This window comes from Dolichospermum sp. UHCC 0315A (genome assembly GCF_008121535.1).
GTDB classification, from domain to species: domain Bacteria; phylum Cyanobacteriota; class Cyanobacteriia; order Cyanobacteriales; family Nostocaceae; genus Dolichospermum; species Dolichospermum lemmermannii.
The window spans coordinates 1,239,471-1,255,269 of record NZ_CP043056.1; the positions used below are offsets into that span (position 1 = coordinate 1,239,471).

Sequence of the window (15,799 nt, forward strand, 5' to 3'; positions counted from 1 at the left end):
ATTGATTCATCTATCTTGAGACGGATATTAGTCTGAGTTGATCATTATATATTTTAGACTGGGCTTTTTTCTCACGCTTCAGGTGCAGAGGCAACAGAGGGAAGTTAGGAGTTTGGTCTAAATAGATGAAATTTGCTTTATTTATAAACTAATTGCTGGGAATTTTCAGTTTGGTAGTAGAATAACAATGTTAAGTTTTGTATAAAATTCCTGAATACGAAACCTGTAATTTGCCTAGCTCTGGCAATAGCTTTCAACTAGAAAACAGTAAAGAGAGGAGATCTCACACAATGGCATTTACCCAACTAGCTTTACCTTTTGCTTCTGATGCTTTAGAATCCTATGGCATGAAAGCGGAAACCTTTGAATATCACTATGGTAAGCATCATAAAGCTTATGTAGATAATTTGAATAAGCTTGTTGATGGTACAGAATTAGCTAATAAGTCTTTGGAAGAAGTAATTCAAATTGCTTTTGGTGACTCTGCTAAGGCTGGAATCTTCAACAATGCGGCTCAAGTTTGGAATCACTCTTTCTTCTGGAATTGCTTGAAACCAGCAGGTGGCGGCGCACCTACGGGCGCGTTAGCTGCTAAAATTGAACAGGATTTTGGTAGCTTTGAGAAATTCAAAGAGGAATTTTCCACTGCTGCTGCAACTCAATTCGGTAGTGGTTGGGCTTGGTTGGTTGATGATGGTGGCACACTCAAGGTAATGAAAACCCCTAACGCCGAAAACCCCCTTGCACATGGTAAAAAAGCATTGCTTACCATTGATGTTTGGGAACACGCATATTACATTGACTTCAAAAATGCTCGTCCTGGATTCATCAAGAATTTCTTAGATAATTTGGTGAACTGGGATTTTGTCGCTGAAAATTTTGCTGCTTAGTCACCTGCTTTAATGGGGAAAGGGGTAATTAATAATTGTTAATTACCCCTTCCCTCAAAACTAATCCTCTTGTTAAGATTGCTTTACACATTTGGGTTTTCCCCAGTCTACCTACTTGTTTGACGTGATTGATATTCATACATAACTCCGCATAATGCAGCAACAAAAACCCAAGAGAGAGTATTCAACCGAATATCAAATGTGGTGACATCAACGGTATTAAATAATATCCACCCTATAAAAGTAATTAGATGACTAAAGAAGATTAGGCGATTTTCTGGTTCTATAGATGCAGAGATGCCCGACTTCTTTAAGAAATCGGGGATCTTATTCTTATTGTTAAATAAGATTTGACTAGCTGCAATTAATATCCAAGCCAGCAAACCACAAAATAGCAAAGTAGTAATTAACCCAGTTTCCGCAGACAGCATTAAAAATAGGTTATGAGGATGGTTGACATCAATTTGCATTTGGGTTTTATAAAGTCCACTAAAACTGCGTAAACCTGAACCAGTTAAAGGATGTTGCTGAGTTAAATTCCAGGCAAATTCCCATTGGGTTTTCCGCATTAATTCCAGCGGTCTATCAGGAAACATATCATCATTTAACCGCGCCCAAATGCCGTAGGGAACAAAAAGGCGGAAAAATTGGGCAATAGGTGAAGGTGCAAAAGCTGCTAAGAAAAAACAACTTGTAATACTGACAACAGCAGCAACAATTAATCGCCAACCTTGATATAAAGCATAAACTAAACAGGCAAAAATAGTTATTCCCCAACCATTGCGAGAATTGGTTAATATCAAGGCGATAAAATTAGCAAATACCGTAATCGTTAAGAAGATAATCAGGCGATTTTTTTGCTTGAGTTTGTGATAGTTTTCTAGCAATAAACCTAAACCCAAAATAAAGATAGTTACTAAGTATGCGGCTAAGGTATTTGGGTGCATGAAGTTAGAAGCCATGCGTCCTGATAATGATTTTTCTGGTGCAACTATCCAATCAAAGACAATCCATAAAACCTGAAATCGGAAATTCCAACCGAGAAATAATTGCCCAAAACCGATGATTAAAACAGGTACAGAACCAAACACCATGATCCAAGAAATTTGTCGTAATTGGTTGGGTGTTTGCATCAGGGAAGTTAGTCCTGTAAAAAAGAAAAAGAAGGGGATGAAGTTGAATAAACCTAAAAAGGCATCTAATTTATGATAGGCAAATCCGGTAGTAATGAGTAGTAAGATACTCAAAAGAGCAAATCCCTTGTGAATTGGCCGATTGCTAATAAGCCGCGATTGTTTTCGCCAAGTTAACAATGATGCCACGACGATAGAAATACCGCCCAAAAATGGACTCAGGGGGCAAGATAATAGTCCAAATTGCAACCAATTCCAAGGGGTTTGTAAGCGGGAATTTGGATGATAAAAAGTTTTATTTAAGCTATTTCCCAACATTCTGTACGGGTAAGACGAATTTGCGCGAGGGTGAAGACACAAGGAATAATTCTGCCATAGTTTGTGGCGATCGCTCTCCAACCTAAATCAGCAAAAAACCAAGCCCACATGACTGGACCGACCAAAGCAAATGCACTGCGAACCGCACCATAACGGGCTGCACTCATAGTCATACCTCGACGGGACATTTGTAAAGCTACATAGTTTTGAAACTGTTTGGTTGCTAATCCTGTACCTGTAATTGTGGCTTCTTTCGCTACTTGATAAGTAGCTAAATGAATAGCAAATTGACGGGCGATTTGTTGGAGAACAAAAGGTTGGATTACAGACGTTACAGCCAAGGCACTACCACATTTAAATATTAATCCTAAAGGATCACGTTGCAATGATAATGGTAATGGTTGTTTAAGTTTTGATTGTGCTAATTGATGTTGAACATTAATAGTTAGTTGTTGTTTTTCCTGTTTTGGTAGTTTTTTCCAAACCTTTCCTAAGAGATGCAAAAATACTTCTGCTTCTAAATCAATTGTTGTTAGATCTTGATAATAGTGAATTTTCAAATATTTGCATACTTGAATTAGGGCTTGTCTGTAAGTTACTTGATCAGTACGTCCCCGTAATACTGTCATTCCGTCAGCAGCTAAAAAACGAAAGCGATTTTCTATTGTATCTAACCAAGTTTGACGATCTTGGCTTTGTACTGCAATGGGTTCGGGTGTGTGAACATAATCTAAGGGGTTAAACTTGCGACTAAACAGAATTGCTGTTAAGTCCTGTAGTTCCTCTTCTGTAGCTAGTTCCAATACCGCCCTGAGTTCTTCCAATTTCCCTTCCTCTCTTAGGTGCAGCTTATCTGTCCCCTATTCTACTATCTTATAAATCAAATTTTCCATATTTATTCTTAATTTATATTTTTCTTCCAGTCATTAACAATTGTGACAGTTGAGGTCGGAATGTGGGCTAAAGTTGTTTATTTTTTTCAGTAAAAAACCCGCTACAGGAATACTATAGCGGGTAAAATTAACAATTACATTGATGGTTAATTTTCAGATACAAATATTATGCCAGCCATTCCAGAACAGCTTCATCTTTAGTATTAGTATGACGAGAAGGTGTTTCCCGCTCAAACTTCATGTGAATAGAACGGGTTTGTTCACCATCAGCCGCAACAGCTAAAATTGGATAGTCAATTAAACCATCTTGGAAGGACATTTGGAAGCGGAATGTACCATCGGAATTGAGTTTAATTGGACGACCACCAATGGTAACATTTGCATCAGGTTCAGTTGCACCGTAAACAATCAATTCAGCGTCAGCAACTAACCAGAATTTGCGAGGACGTGCAGGAACAGCAGAAGCGGAGAAACCGGACATTCCCACACCGGACATGGTTAAACCAGATACGGTAGGAACAGCCCACATACCCACACCAGATGGGAAAACGTAGGAACTGAGAGCTTGTTCGGGAGCAGCAGAACCGGGGACGTGCTGCATAGAACCGAAGATAGAACCTGCTACCCGTTGAGCTTCAGCGGATTCTGCTAGACCAAAGATTTGTTCGTAAATGGGATTTCCACCACCCGCAGTCGCAGCAGCAGCAGTTGCTAATTTCTTAGATGGGGGAACTAGTTCGTAGAAAGTCTTAGCACGCAGGTCTTCTTCAAAGTCTACGGTGATGAAGACATCTTCAATCCAATCGGAAGGATAGACGGGGGGAATATGTACTCTCGCGGAACGCGCTAATACTAACCAACCACCATCAGCGGTGCGATAACCGACATCTATCACATAATCGCGATCGCTCACGGGAATTGGCAAATACCATTCTCTCGCTAGTTCATCAGCAGGGTATTCTTGAATACTGTGGGGACTTTGATAATCTAGATCAACATCAGTGACATCATAAATCCGCAAAGCTAGGGTTTGTCCACCTTGACGACGCAGTGCTTCTTTATGGTCGTTAGGAATATCCCAGTAAGTATAAGCCCATTGAGGATCACGAGGTAACAGAACAATCCGACTGTCACCATAACCAGCTGGTAAATCTGCTAGTGCTTCATCAACATCAGCGAGAGAACCACCAGTCCGATCTTCTTGACCTAACTCAAATTTTGCTGCTTCCACGGTTTCTTGTGCCTCCAGATTAGGGGATGAACTGAGCGAGAACTTACTATGCTGAACTTCTTCAATTGATGCTAATAACTGCGATTTCCGCATTCTGCTATAGCGAGATATACAGAATTCACTGGCAACTTTGCGTAATTGCCGTAATGTCATTTCTTCTAGCGGTGGCCGTTCTTTTGCCATTAATTTGGACTCCAGTAGTTTACAAGGTAAATTATTTTTTCCGGGTTAAAAAAATTTTGATGAAATATCATCTACCCAGATTTTTTTATTCCTGACTCCTGGTTTGTCTCCAGTTTTAAATTTGTTTACTGTTTGTTTTTTATTAAGATACCAACTCATCGAAATTCCTAGTTATGCCGTTGTTTTGCATTTCTTTGGGATTGCCAAAAGTTGTTAAGTAAATATTAACCAGTAAAACTATCTAGGGATCAAGGGGTCTAAAGATAGGTTTTACTATATTTCACGTAGTTATAAGCCTTGCGGGGATCAGTTTGTCATGGAATCTTAATATAGTGATCTCAGATAGAGGATTACTGTCAAGGTTTGATGACATTGAGGGCAGGGAACATGGAAAAGAGTAGATTTAACAACGAACAACTGTACGGGCGAAGCATTTGGAGAACTATTTTTTGGAATGACCGATAATTTATCTTCCAAATGCTTCGCCCCTACTAACAACTGACCAATTACAAAAAATTCTGAATTACTGACATTCGCTGAATCAGCCATTTACCGTCTTTGCGAACCAAATCATAGCGAACGCGCAAGTTTTCATTAGAAGACTTTTTCTGCTGACTATTCTGATAGAACTGGGTAACTTCTTGTACCTTAGCGTCTACAGATACATAATCTTTATCTGTACCTTTTTTAGAAACAGCTACTATTTCTAGATTATGTTTATATTGGCGATAGCGTTTCTCTTCTTGTTCTTGCTGGGCTACTGACTGCCATTGTGATAAAACTACACCTGTTAAAATTTCCTTTAAACCATCAATCTCATGTTTTTGCCCTAAAGCTGAGGTTTTGGCAGATAACCAAGTTTCAATTACTTCTTTTGCTGTCTCCTTGGTCAGTTCTTCGGTGCTTGATTCAGGTTCGCTGTTGGGGTCAGGAATGGTAATTGGTGGTTGATTCAGTTGTATTGCTAACTGTTCTCCCTGTAATGATGCACTGGGAAAGAAGATATTTTTGACCAAGCCAAAAGTTGTTGATACTAATAACGAAAAAATTAATACTCCTCCCAATGAGAAGAAAACTAGCCAAACTAAGCGTGTTTTTGGATCTAGACTACTGAGAAAATTAGTTTGAGACTGGATGAATCGCTGGGAAAGGTTATTAGCAGTAGGTTTACGTCTTCTGCGTTTGGGGGGTTGGTGGTTTGTTGCTGTGGTCGGAGTACCATTGGTTTGATGTGGTATTAGGTTCGGGGTTGCTGCTGTTGAGGGTATTTGTGATGTTTGATTTCCCGCATTTGCATTTGTTGGTGGATGATTCCATCTCGGTATGGAAACTTGGGTAGATTCAGGTTGAGGTCGAGGCTGGGTTTGTGGTAACTCAGGATTGACGGGTTGATGATGTTGCGGTGTTTGTGTGGTGTTATTAGTATGGTAACGAGAATTATTAATATCTGGTTGGGGAAAGGATTGATGATTAATTACTGACCATTCATTAGTAATTTGGGCATCGGTAGGTAAAGATTCTAGATAAGCTTGTACTTGTCTATCGGCAAAGTAATCTTTTAAAGAGGCTTGCTGTTTTGCTAAATCCCGAAAATGGGGAAATACTTCTTGCTGTAACCATTGTTCACTATATAAACACAGTCCTGGTAATAGGTCTGGTGAGTCTTGGGATTTTTCCCGAATAAAAGCTAAGGCTTCATATTCTTGACTTAGTTCTAAAACACGGGTGGCTTCTTCGGTTTGTCCCATTAGCAAAGCACAAAGCGATTGTTCTAAATGCACGTCTTGGCGTTTGCCTAATTGCATTAACATTTGCTTGGCTTGGCGAATTAATGCTGGTTGGCGTTGGGCAAAACCTCTGGCGATTAGGGAGTATACTGCTAAATATGTGGCCACGGCTGAGGGGCGTTTACTTTCTAATTCAAAGAGTTTATGCTGTTCTGCGACTGTTAAATAATGGCGAATTTGTTGGATAAATCGTAAAAAGTCATCTATATTTAATCCTGATTGATCGTTGCCTGTACCATCAATACCGCCACGATCTTCTAAGATACTTTGTAATAATTCTAATCCTTGCCGACGTTTGGGAATTTGTGTTTGTGGTAGTGCTAATAGTTCCAAGATGCGGTAGGGACGCAGTTTGTAAAGATCAGCGGTCATTTCAGCGCGGACGCAGGGAAATAAGCCTTCTCGTGCTAATAATTCTTCACCTGTTTCTAAGGATACGGCGGCATTTTCATAGTGACCTTGTTGCCATTCTTCCCGTCCTAGTTCTAGGCAAGCTAGGGAGACGGTGAGGATAATATCTGGTAAGTCAGAGTTTTCGGGAATTTCTATTTGGGTAGCACGATGACCTGTTTTAAGACTAACTGAACTAGGTTTATTAACTAGGTACGGGCGACCAAGTTTTAATACTAATTCATATTCTCCTAGTTCTTGGAGGATTAACAAAGAGCCAACTAATCGCTCTGGGGTGATTTCAATGCTGAGACTTTGAGCATCTTGATCTTTGGAGTTATTATCTGTTAGGGTTTGTTGTGGAACTTGATCAGCAGTTTTGTTAGGAGTATAAACGTGAGCTAGATAAAGCTGATCGTAGGCTTTGCGCTCGTCGGTATCTAATAAAACCATATAAGCTTCTTCAATCAGCTTCTTGCGAGAAGATATAGATGTAGTCGAATATTCCCGTCGGGGCAATTGGACAATGCGATCGCTGTATGCCTGTCGCAATTGTTCCTCATTTGCCGCCAACGGTAATCCTAGAATTCGGTAATAATCAAGCGGAATTCGCACAGCTTACGTCCCCTGCACTGTGTTCTCGTAGCATCTCGTAAAAATTAACATAATTTACCCAGAGCGTTCCAGGCTTCTAAAACCGTCCCATAATCATAGCTTGATTAATACCGTGTTGACCTAGTACAATAAGTGTAGATAGTAACAGATATATTAGTCATTTCCGTTAATTTTTTTATATCTTCAGTTTAAGGTTATGGAGTTGGGAGTCAGGAGTTAGGAGTAACACCTTATTACCTATTGCCTAATTTTTAAACAATCCATTCTGAAGCGCGTTCACCTAAGTCAAGGGGGATGCTAACTGCTTTACCAAGACGGGGACGCTCTTTGGTTTCTAGAATGAAAGTTTGCACTTGTTGTACTCCCCCTAAGGCATTGAGATAATTAGCAATGCTGTCAAGATGATCTTGGTAATCTGTTTCGCTTAAAGGGAAAGAGGCCTGTCCAAAATATTTCCACATGATTTGTAGAAATATTTTGCCCTGGGTGCGGCGAAACTGGACATCATAAGGTTGTCCCCATTTATCAATCAACAGTTGGCGTAATTCCTTTCCGGTCATAGCAATTTTGGTCAGTTGTCAGTTGTCAGTTGTCAGTTGTCAGTAGGGGCGAAGCATTTGGAAGATAAATTATCGATCATTGCCAAAAATAGTTCTCCAAATGCTTCGCCCGTACAGTTGTCCGTTGTTAAGAAGTTTCCTTCTGTTCCCTGTTCCCTGTTCCCTGTTCCCTGAGCTTATCTAGATTTTACATTTAGTTATGATATTAAGTTCCGTGACTCCAGTATGATAAGGATATAAAGAAATGTAATGCTAACAGATAAAGATGCTCACTATGTCTTGCAACTGAGAATTAGGGTATCGCTGTGAGCGTTATGATTTCGATTCAGATAAGAGTGGCTCTTGTGCTGGTACTCTTGTCAAAATGATTAATAAATTACACAAACAGCGCGGAGATTATGGCTCAATTTTCTGAATCAGCAGATGTTCCCGATATGGGTCGTCGTCAGTTTATGAACCTACTCACTTTTGGGACTGTTACCGGGGTGGCGTTGGGTGCATTGTACCCTGTTGTTAGCTACTTTATTCCTCCTGCTAGCGGTGGTGCTGGTGGCGGTACAGTAGCCAAGAATGAATTGGGTAATGATGTTAGTGTTAGTCAATTTCTAGACAGCCATAATGTGGGCGGTCGCAGTTTGGTACAAGGACTCAAGGGAGATCCTACCTATATTGTAGTGGAAAGTAAAGAAGCGATCGCTGACTACGGGATTAATGCTATTTGTACCCACTTAGGTTGTGTTGTCCCTTGGAATGTGGCTGAAAATAAGTTTAAATGCCCTTGTCATGGTTCACAATATGACGCTACTGGTAAAGTAATTCGCGGTCCTGCACCAAAATCCTTGCCTCTAGCCCATGCCAAAGTGGCAGACGACAAAATTCTGTTAACACCTTGGACGGAAACCGATTTCCGCACTGGGGATGCCGCTTGGTGGGCTTAAATAGTGCAAAAGTTATTAGTCTCAAGTCAACAATCTAGGGCTTTTAATCAACTCTTGACTACTGACTACTGACCAATGACAACTGACAACTGACAACTAACCACTGACAAATGACTTTATAGAGATGAGAAATGCCCTTACACCTGCGAGGTTAACTCGCACTGCTAAAGCAATGGTTAATACATTGCTTATAGCGATCGCTACTGTGACTTTTTTCTTCACTAGCGATATAGCCGTCCCACAAACTGCTGCTGCCTATCCTTTCTGGGCGCAAGAAACCGCTCCTGCAACCCCCCGCGAAGCAACGGGTCGAATTGTTTGCGCTAACTGTCACCTAGCAGCTAAACCCACAGAAGTGGAAATTCCTCAATCTGTGCTTCCTGACACTGTATTTAAAGCCGTTGTCAAGATTCCCTACGATGCCACTGTGCAACAAGTGGGTGCTGATGGTTCTAAGGTGGGCTTAAATGTTGGTGCTGTATTAATGTTGCCTCAAGGCTTCAAGATTGCCCCAGAAGATCGCATTTCTGAAGAACTCAAGGCAGAAGTGGGTGATATGACATTCACTCCTTACAACGACAGTACAGATAATGTTGTCATTGTTGGTCCATTACCTGGTGAAGAATATCAAGAAATTGTCTTCCCTATTCTTTCTCCTAACCCCGCTACAGACAAAAATATCCACTTTGGCAAATACTCTGTTCATGTAGGCGGTAATCGTGGCCGTGGACAAGTTTACCCCACAGGTGAAAAGAGCAATAATAACGCATTCAACGCTTCTGCTGCCGGTACAATTAGCAAAATTGCTAAAACAGAAGATGAGGACGGTAACGTTAAGAATCTAATTAGTATCACAACTGCAACTGGTGATGTTGTTACAGATACAGTTCCTGCTGGTCCTGAACTAATTGTCACTGAGGGACAAGTAGTTGGAATTAGTGATGCTTTGACTAACAACCCCAATGTTGGTGGTTTTGGTCAAAAAGATGCAGAAATTGTTTTGCAAGATTCTTCTAGAGTTACATGGTTGGTTGCTTTTATCTGTTTGGTGATGTTGGCACAAGTAATGCTAGTTCTCAAGAAGAAACAAGTAGAAAAAGTTCAAGCTGCGGAAATGAATTTCTAAATCATAACTATGATTTGTGTGATTGATTTGATTGATTTGATTGATTACAACAATCAGGGTTCAAGCTGCGGAAATGAATTTCTAAATCATAACTATGATTTGTGTGATTGATTTGATTGATTTGATTGATTACAACAATCAGGGTTGAGGATACTGACAAATTCTTTGCTAAATCATCAGCTATTTGACAGGCTTTTTGCCTGTCTTTTTTTATAATTGATAATTAGTAATTGGGAGTAAACAAATGATAGAACCTAGCAAATCTTTTTATGTTGATCATCTATTGGTAGAGGTTTATGCTTCTGAAATGGAAATGTCAGAAAGTGTGGCTAAAATCACACATCAATATTTACAAAATCTGCTTGATAAACAGGATACAGTTGCGATTTTATTAGCTACAGGAAATTCCCAAATTCGATTTTTGGAGGCTTTAATTGCTTTAGAGGGAATAGATTGGTCACGGATAATTTTATTTCATTTAGATGAATATTTGGGAATTACATCCGATCATCCTGCTAGTTTTCGTCGTTATTTGCGGGAACGGGTCGAAGAAAAGGTGTGTCCCCAACAATTTTATTATATAGCAGGGGATACATTACAACCAATAGCTGAGTGCGATCGCTATACTCGACTCTTAGAAAATCAACCTATTGACCTATGTTTTTTAGGTATTGGGGAAAATGGACATTTAGCATTTAATGATCCAGCGGTGGCAGATTTTCAAGATCCTGCTAAAGTTAAACTTGTCAAACTGGATGATGTTAACCGTCAACAACAAGTAAATACAGCATATTTTGCCAATTTAGCAGATGTTCCTCAATACGCATTTACTGTGACTATTTCCATGATTTGTCATGCTAAAAAAATAATTTGTTTAGCACCAGCAACCAGAAAAGCCCAAGTAGTTAAAACTCTGTTAACAGGAAATATTACTACTAATTGTCCAGCTTCTATTTTACGTCAACAACCCCAAGCTACTTTATTTTTAGATGTTAATTCTGCTAGTTTACTATAACTAGATCCCCGACTGCTTCAAGAAGTCGGGGATCTAAATAAATCAATCATGTTGGATTAAATAACCATCTTCCATATTAATGATTCTGTCAGCAATATCTAAAATTCGGTTATCGTGGGTAACAATTAAAATGGTGCAATCTTGTTCTTTTGCTAATTGCTGCATTAAATTAACCACATCTCTTCCTGATTTACTATCTAAAGCCGCCGTAGGTTCATCAGCTAAGACTAACTTAGGATGACTCACCAAAGCCCGCGCAATGGCTACTCGTTGCTTTTGTCCCCCGGAAAGATCGGAGGGATAATAATTAATTCTATCTCCCAATTTCACAGCCTGGAGCATTGTTTCTGATTGGATATAAGATTCCCATTGAGAAATATTGCGTTGTAATTCCAAAGACATTTGCACATTTTGCATAGCTGTGAGGAAATCTAGTAAATTATGAGCTTGAAAAATATAGCCAATTTGTCGCCGTACCTGGACTAATTCTTCATTACTAGCACCTAATAATTCCTGTCCATTAAATTTTAAACTTCCCTCTTGAACAGAACGCAAACCGCCAATTAATGTTAATAAAGTAGTTTTTCCTGAACCAGATGGTCCAGTCATAATCACAATTTCTCCAGCTTTGATAGTTAAATTAATATCAAACAAAGTTTGAGTTCGTAATTTACTATGACCAAAGTAATGATTAAGATTTGTGATTTTCAAAATATTGGCATCAGGTAAATATTGCATTATTAGTTAATTAAAGATTTCTGCTGGATCTACTTTACGGAGTTTATTGGTAGAAAAGAAACCAGAAGTTAAGCACATAATAATCACAGAAGTGAATACTAATAATCCCTTACTTAAATCCATAACAATTGGTAATTTAGTTGCATCTTTAGCAATATCATATAGTCCTAGAGAGATAGCAAAACCGGGAATAAAACCCAAGACAGCTAAAATTATAGCTTGCTGAAATACGACATTTAAAAGATATTTATTTCTAAATCCCATAGCTTTAAGTGTCGCAAATTGGACAAAATGAGTTGATATATTACTATAAAGGATTTGATAAACAACAATTACACCAACCACAAAACCCATCATTACCATTAAATTAAATACAAATCCAATTGGTGTTCTTAATGTCCAATAGCTTTTTTCAAAGTCAATAAATTCTTGGCGTGTCATTACTGTGACATCTTTTGGTAAACTATTAGATAAAGTTGTGAGAATTGTTTGGGGGTTAACATTAGGTTTTAGATGAATTAAGCCTATATCTATTTGATTTGATCTATGTTCTGGAAATATCTTAAAAAAAGTAGAAGAACTGACTATTAAATTACCATCCACACCAAAGGAAGGCCCAAGAGTAAATAAACCACTAACTTTAACCTTATAACCAATAGTTCCCAAATAACTAAATATTTCCATACCTATAGGTTGATTTTTTTGAAAATATTCAGCAATTGGTCCAAATTCTGGCCGGGCTGCGCGGTCAAAAAATACTTGATCAGGAATTTTTAGTAATTGAAAATCTTGATCTACTTCTGGTAATCTAAAGATAGATTTTACCGGATCAAATCCTAGAATGTAAATAGGATATTTGCGGCCATTAATGGGATTTTTGAGTTTAGCAAATTGGACATATAAAGGTTCAACAGATTCTATGCCGTTAAAACCTAATATTTGATATAAACGACTACGAGGAAAGCTTTGAGTAGAAGTCAAAGATTTATATTGGGAACTAATTAAAAACAAATCACCTCGCAGGTGTTTATGGACTTGAGTAGCACTAGAATAAAGAGCATCTTGAAACCCAATTTGCATAAACATCAACACAGAAATAAAAGCAATCCCAGCCAATGCTACAAAAAAGCGCACTTTTTGTTTTATCAATTGTAGCCAAGGCAAAGGTATATTTAAAATCATGTTTTACCTCCTATTCCTTATATAAATGCACCCCACCCCGCAAGCGAGGAGGGGACTATGATGTATCTCATTCAAGTGCATACCGCTATATAAATCATCCAAATCAAATTAATCAGACAAATCATAGTTCAGACTTTGTTATATTTTAATAAGTGCCTGTACCTGTAAATTAGTTAAACTAGAAACTCGTTGATTATCTGCCGAGTTGTCAATGCGAATTTTCACATCAACTATTTTGTTATCTGTATCTGAACCGGGATTAGTATTGAAGATATTTTGTCTACCAATTTGTAAACCAATATCTGCGACAGTTCCCTTTAATTTTCCGCTAAAAGCCTCACTGGTGATAGTTACTGATTGACCTAAACGAACTTTTTTAATATCAGTTTCGTAGACTTCTGCAACTACATACATTTGTTGAGTTTGTCCTAGTTCTACTATGCCTTTATTGCCAATTATTTCTCCTGGCCAAGTATTAATTTTTAGAACTTGAGCATCAATAGGGGAACGGATAGAACTTAAATTTAGCTCGGCTTGAGCTTGTTGAACAGATGCTATAGCACTTTTTACATTTGCTTGAGCTAGTTGCACATCTGTGGGGCGAATTTCTGCAATACTATTAAGTCTAGCTTGAGATTCAGTTAACTGTTTTTGCAAAGTTTCTATAGTTCGTTTTAGACTAGCATTAGCTTCATTAAGTTGTTCTTGCACAGTATCCCGGCGTAATCTTTTAGTATCTGCATCAGAAGCAGAAATAGCACCATCTTGATATAATTTCTGATAGCGTTGATTTTCGGTTTCTGAATTTTTTAGTTCAGCTTCTAAACGAGAAATTGTAGCTTTTTGAGTAGAAACTGATCCTCGTAAATCAGCTTCTAAACGAGAAATTGTGGCTTTTTGGGCTGAAATATCCCCTCCTTTTGCCCCTGCTTCTACTTGTTGAAGATTCGCTTGACTAACTTCTACTTGTCGGTTTGCTTTTTCTAAAGCTGCAAGATTAGGTATATAATTATCAAGAATTGCTACTAATTGTCCTTGACGAATTTTATCTCCTTTTTTAACTAGGAGTTGATTAACTCTTATCCCTGTTTGAGAATTAGGTGCGGAGAGACGAATTACTTCTCCTTGGGGTTCTAAACGCCCTAAAGCAGCAACAGCAGTAATAGTAGGGGCTGAAATGGGAGAAATAGAAGATATGGTCGGGGATGATTTAGACGTTTTCTGAAAATATGAAAGGCTATAGATAGATATTATGCTAGTAGCTATAACTCCAGCACTTCCTAACATTATCGGCCACAAACTCATAGGTTTTGTGAATGAGTGCTTTTCTTTGTGTACCATAATTTTGTCTTTTAAATTAGGAAATATGACAATATTTCTGACTCTAAATTAGAGACAGAAAAGCCATTACACTTGATAGCATCTCTTGATAACCTTATCTGGTTCAGTTAAGAAAAAAGTAGGTTGGGTTAAGTGACAGCACCACCCAACATTATCAATCATTTTGTTGGGTTTCCTGCCGTCAACCCAACCTACATAATTAACTGAACTGGATTAATTGATAACCTTAATATCCAACAAAATACAGCTAATCAAAAATTCTTTACTTTGGTTGACTAAATGGAAAGTTACATAAAATACTTAAATACTAAAATTCTGCCAGGTAATTGGTAATTAGTTGCTGACTATTACCAATTACCATGATCAAAATTTTATTTATTTAACACAACCTCTTTCTCTTTTTTCTTCCGCATGATTGCCAAATATTCGCTGCGGGTTCCGTCTACTCGATAATGATCACAAATTTGACAAAGTTTGAGAAGATCCAAGCGACTGAAGATTTTTTGATGTTCAATAGCGTTGTCATTCCGCCACCGCCAGAATGTGGTTCTATCAATTCGACGATTGCTTTCAGGCCATCTTCTCCGTGATAGAAAATCTACTAATTCATCTTCATGAAATGAGTAACCTTTTGGTAATTTTAGGAGTTGTTCTCGTAACTCATTCAGCGGGATGAGTGGATCTAATTCAGATAGTCTCATGCCAGCAATTCCTTGTAGTTTTTGTAATTCCAATATTGCAGAAGCCAAATAATGCAATAACGTTTAATTGACTAATTTTATGCTCGAAGACTGTTTGAAATTCACAGTCTAAATTTCCCTGATTTAATAATTTAGAGTAAACTTATTTTTTGGGAATTTCAACCTATATGCAACAGATTGTTTCATAGAACCTTGTTTATCGCACTATCTGGGATTTGTAAAAATCGCAAGCCTCAAATTTTTAATTCTTTAAATAGAGGATTACTAATTTTGCATTATCTCAAATTTAGGAGTTAAGTTGATGAAAAAATATATTTTTAACTCCTGAGATATATTTAATAGTGATCTATTTTACAAAGGTGAAAAGATATTTCTGGAGATAGATGTAAAAAATAACTATTTAGCATTAGAAACTAATGAACAATAATTACATATTGCACATTCTATTTCTATCCAGAGAATTTGTTATTCTTAGTTATTGTAAAATAAAGTTTTCAATAAGTTGGAACTAATAATATGCAATCTCTATGCAACTTTAGTCAAAATGGCTAAAACTTAGATAATAATTAGTGTATTGGATAAGCAAAGATATTTCTGCGACGACTCTATCAATTTTACATCTGCAAGACTTTTATAAAGTTGCACGTAAGTTGCTTATGAGTTGCAATAGGGTTGTCACCAAACTCAGATTAATATAGGCGAAAATTTAATTTATAGTCTGGAGGATTAATCAGACTATTTCATATTTAATCGCCACA

At 37.9% G+C, this 15,799-nt stretch carries 15 protein-coding genes; 5 read left to right on the top strand and 10 right to left on the bottom strand.

The genetic code is table 11. From position 1 onward, the window contains the following. The first annotated feature begins 290 nt into the window (after positions 1 to 290). Positions 291 to 890: a superoxide dismutase gene (locus tag BMF77_RS05680; protein WP_148761320.1), complete on the top strand. Its 600-nt coding sequence runs from the start codon at positions 291 to 293 to the stop codon at positions 888 to 890. Between the two features lie 107 nt (positions 891 to 997). Here the strand turns inward: BMF77_RS05680 and BMF77_RS05685 are convergent, their stop codons facing one another. The 6 genes from BMF77_RS05685 to BMF77_RS05710 all read right to left on the bottom strand — a co-directional run bounded on the left by BMF77_RS05685 (position 998) and on the right by BMF77_RS05710 (position 8,000). Continuing rightward, entirely contained in the window at positions 998 to 2,341 is a 1,344-nt protein-coding gene (locus BMF77_RS05685) for an O-antigen ligase (RefSeq protein WP_148761322.1), read from the bottom strand. Then, positions 2,323 to 3,165, bottom strand: a complete 843-nt coding sequence (locus BMF77_RS05690) for a YaaW family protein (protein ID WP_148761324.1) — start codon at positions 3,163 to 3,165, stop codon at positions 2,323 to 2,325. Before BMF77_RS05690 ends, BMF77_RS05685 begins: the two co-directional genes overlap by 19 nt. A gap of 235 nt (positions 3,166 to 3,400) precedes the next feature. After that, positions 3,401 to 4,648 carry a DUF4912 domain-containing protein gene (locus BMF77_RS05695; protein ID WP_015078572.1) on the bottom strand — a complete coding sequence of 416 codons (1,248 nt, stop codon included), beginning with the start codon at positions 4,646 to 4,648 and terminating at the stop codon, positions 3,401 to 3,403. Between the two features lie 324 nt (positions 4,649 to 4,972). Continuing rightward, a complete protein-coding gene (locus tag BMF77_RS05700; RefSeq protein WP_148761326.1) occupies positions 4,973 to 5,197 on the bottom strand; it encodes a hypothetical protein in 225 nt (74 codons plus the stop codon). Beyond that, entirely contained in the window at positions 5,155 to 7,440 is a 2,286-nt protein-coding gene (locus tag BMF77_RS05705) for an IMS domain-containing protein (RefSeq protein WP_148761328.1), read from the bottom strand. The genes BMF77_RS05700 and BMF77_RS05705 overlap by 43 nt, the downstream gene beginning before the upstream one ends. 251 nt (positions 7,441 to 7,691) lie before the next feature. Then, entirely contained in the window at positions 7,692 to 8,000 is a 309-nt protein-coding gene (locus BMF77_RS05710; protein WP_148761330.1) for a DUF3067 family protein, read from the bottom strand. A gap of 36 nt (positions 8,001 to 8,036) precedes the next feature. On the opposite strand from BMF77_RS05710, the gene BMF77_RS26550 reads away from it, so the two are divergent. The 4 genes from BMF77_RS26550 (at position 8,037) to BMF77_RS05725 (ending at position 11,079) form a co-directional block, all read left to right on the top strand. After that, a complete protein-coding gene (locus tag BMF77_RS26550; protein WP_210422380.1) occupies positions 8,037 to 8,174 on the top strand; it encodes a hypothetical protein in 138 nt (45 codons plus the stop codon). A gap of 224 nt (positions 8,175 to 8,398) precedes the next feature. Further along, positions 8,399 to 8,938 (top strand): cytochrome b6-f complex iron-sulfur subunit, encoded by a 540-nt coding sequence (gene petC, locus BMF77_RS05715; protein ID WP_148761332.1) that lies wholly within the window; start codon positions 8,399 to 8,401, stop codon positions 8,936 to 8,938. 124 nt (positions 8,939 to 9,062) lie between these two features. Further along, a complete protein-coding gene (petA, locus tag BMF77_RS05720; protein WP_148761334.1) occupies positions 9,063 to 10,064 on the top strand; it encodes a cytochrome f in 1,002 nt (333 codons plus the stop codon). 244 nt (positions 10,065 to 10,308) lie between these two features. Next, complete coding sequence (locus BMF77_RS05725) at positions 10,309 to 11,079, top strand: glucosamine-6-phosphate deaminase (RefSeq protein ID WP_148761336.1); 771 nt, start codon at positions 10,309 to 10,311, stop codon at positions 11,077 to 11,079. A gap of 42 nt (positions 11,080 to 11,121) precedes the next feature. Here the strand turns inward: BMF77_RS05725 and BMF77_RS05730 are convergent, their stop codons facing one another. From BMF77_RS05730 to BMF77_RS05745, 4 genes are all read right to left on the bottom strand, one after another. Beyond that, positions 11,122 to 11,817, bottom strand: coding sequence for a DevA family ABC transporter ATP-binding protein (locus tag BMF77_RS05730; RefSeq protein WP_015078579.1), 696 nt, complete (start codon positions 11,815 to 11,817; stop codon positions 11,122 to 11,124). Positions 11,818 to 11,823: 6 nt separating this feature from the next. After that, positions 11,824 to 12,999 carry an ABC transporter permease DevC gene (devC, locus tag BMF77_RS05735; protein ID WP_148761338.1) on the bottom strand — a complete coding sequence of 392 codons (1,176 nt, stop codon included), beginning with the start codon at positions 12,997 to 12,999 and terminating at the stop codon, positions 11,824 to 11,826. A gap of 138 nt (positions 13,000 to 13,137) precedes the next feature. After that, positions 13,138 to 14,340, bottom strand: coding sequence for an ABC exporter membrane fusion protein (locus BMF77_RS05740; RefSeq protein WP_148761340.1), 1,203 nt, complete (start codon positions 14,338 to 14,340; stop codon positions 13,138 to 13,140). Positions 14,341 to 14,711: 371 nt separating this feature from the next. Further along, positions 14,712 to 15,041 carry a hypothetical protein gene (locus BMF77_RS05745; protein WP_015078582.1) on the bottom strand — a complete coding sequence of 110 codons (330 nt, stop codon included), beginning with the start codon at positions 15,039 to 15,041 and terminating at the stop codon, positions 14,712 to 14,714. Positions 15,042 to 15,799 lie beyond the last annotated feature (758 nt).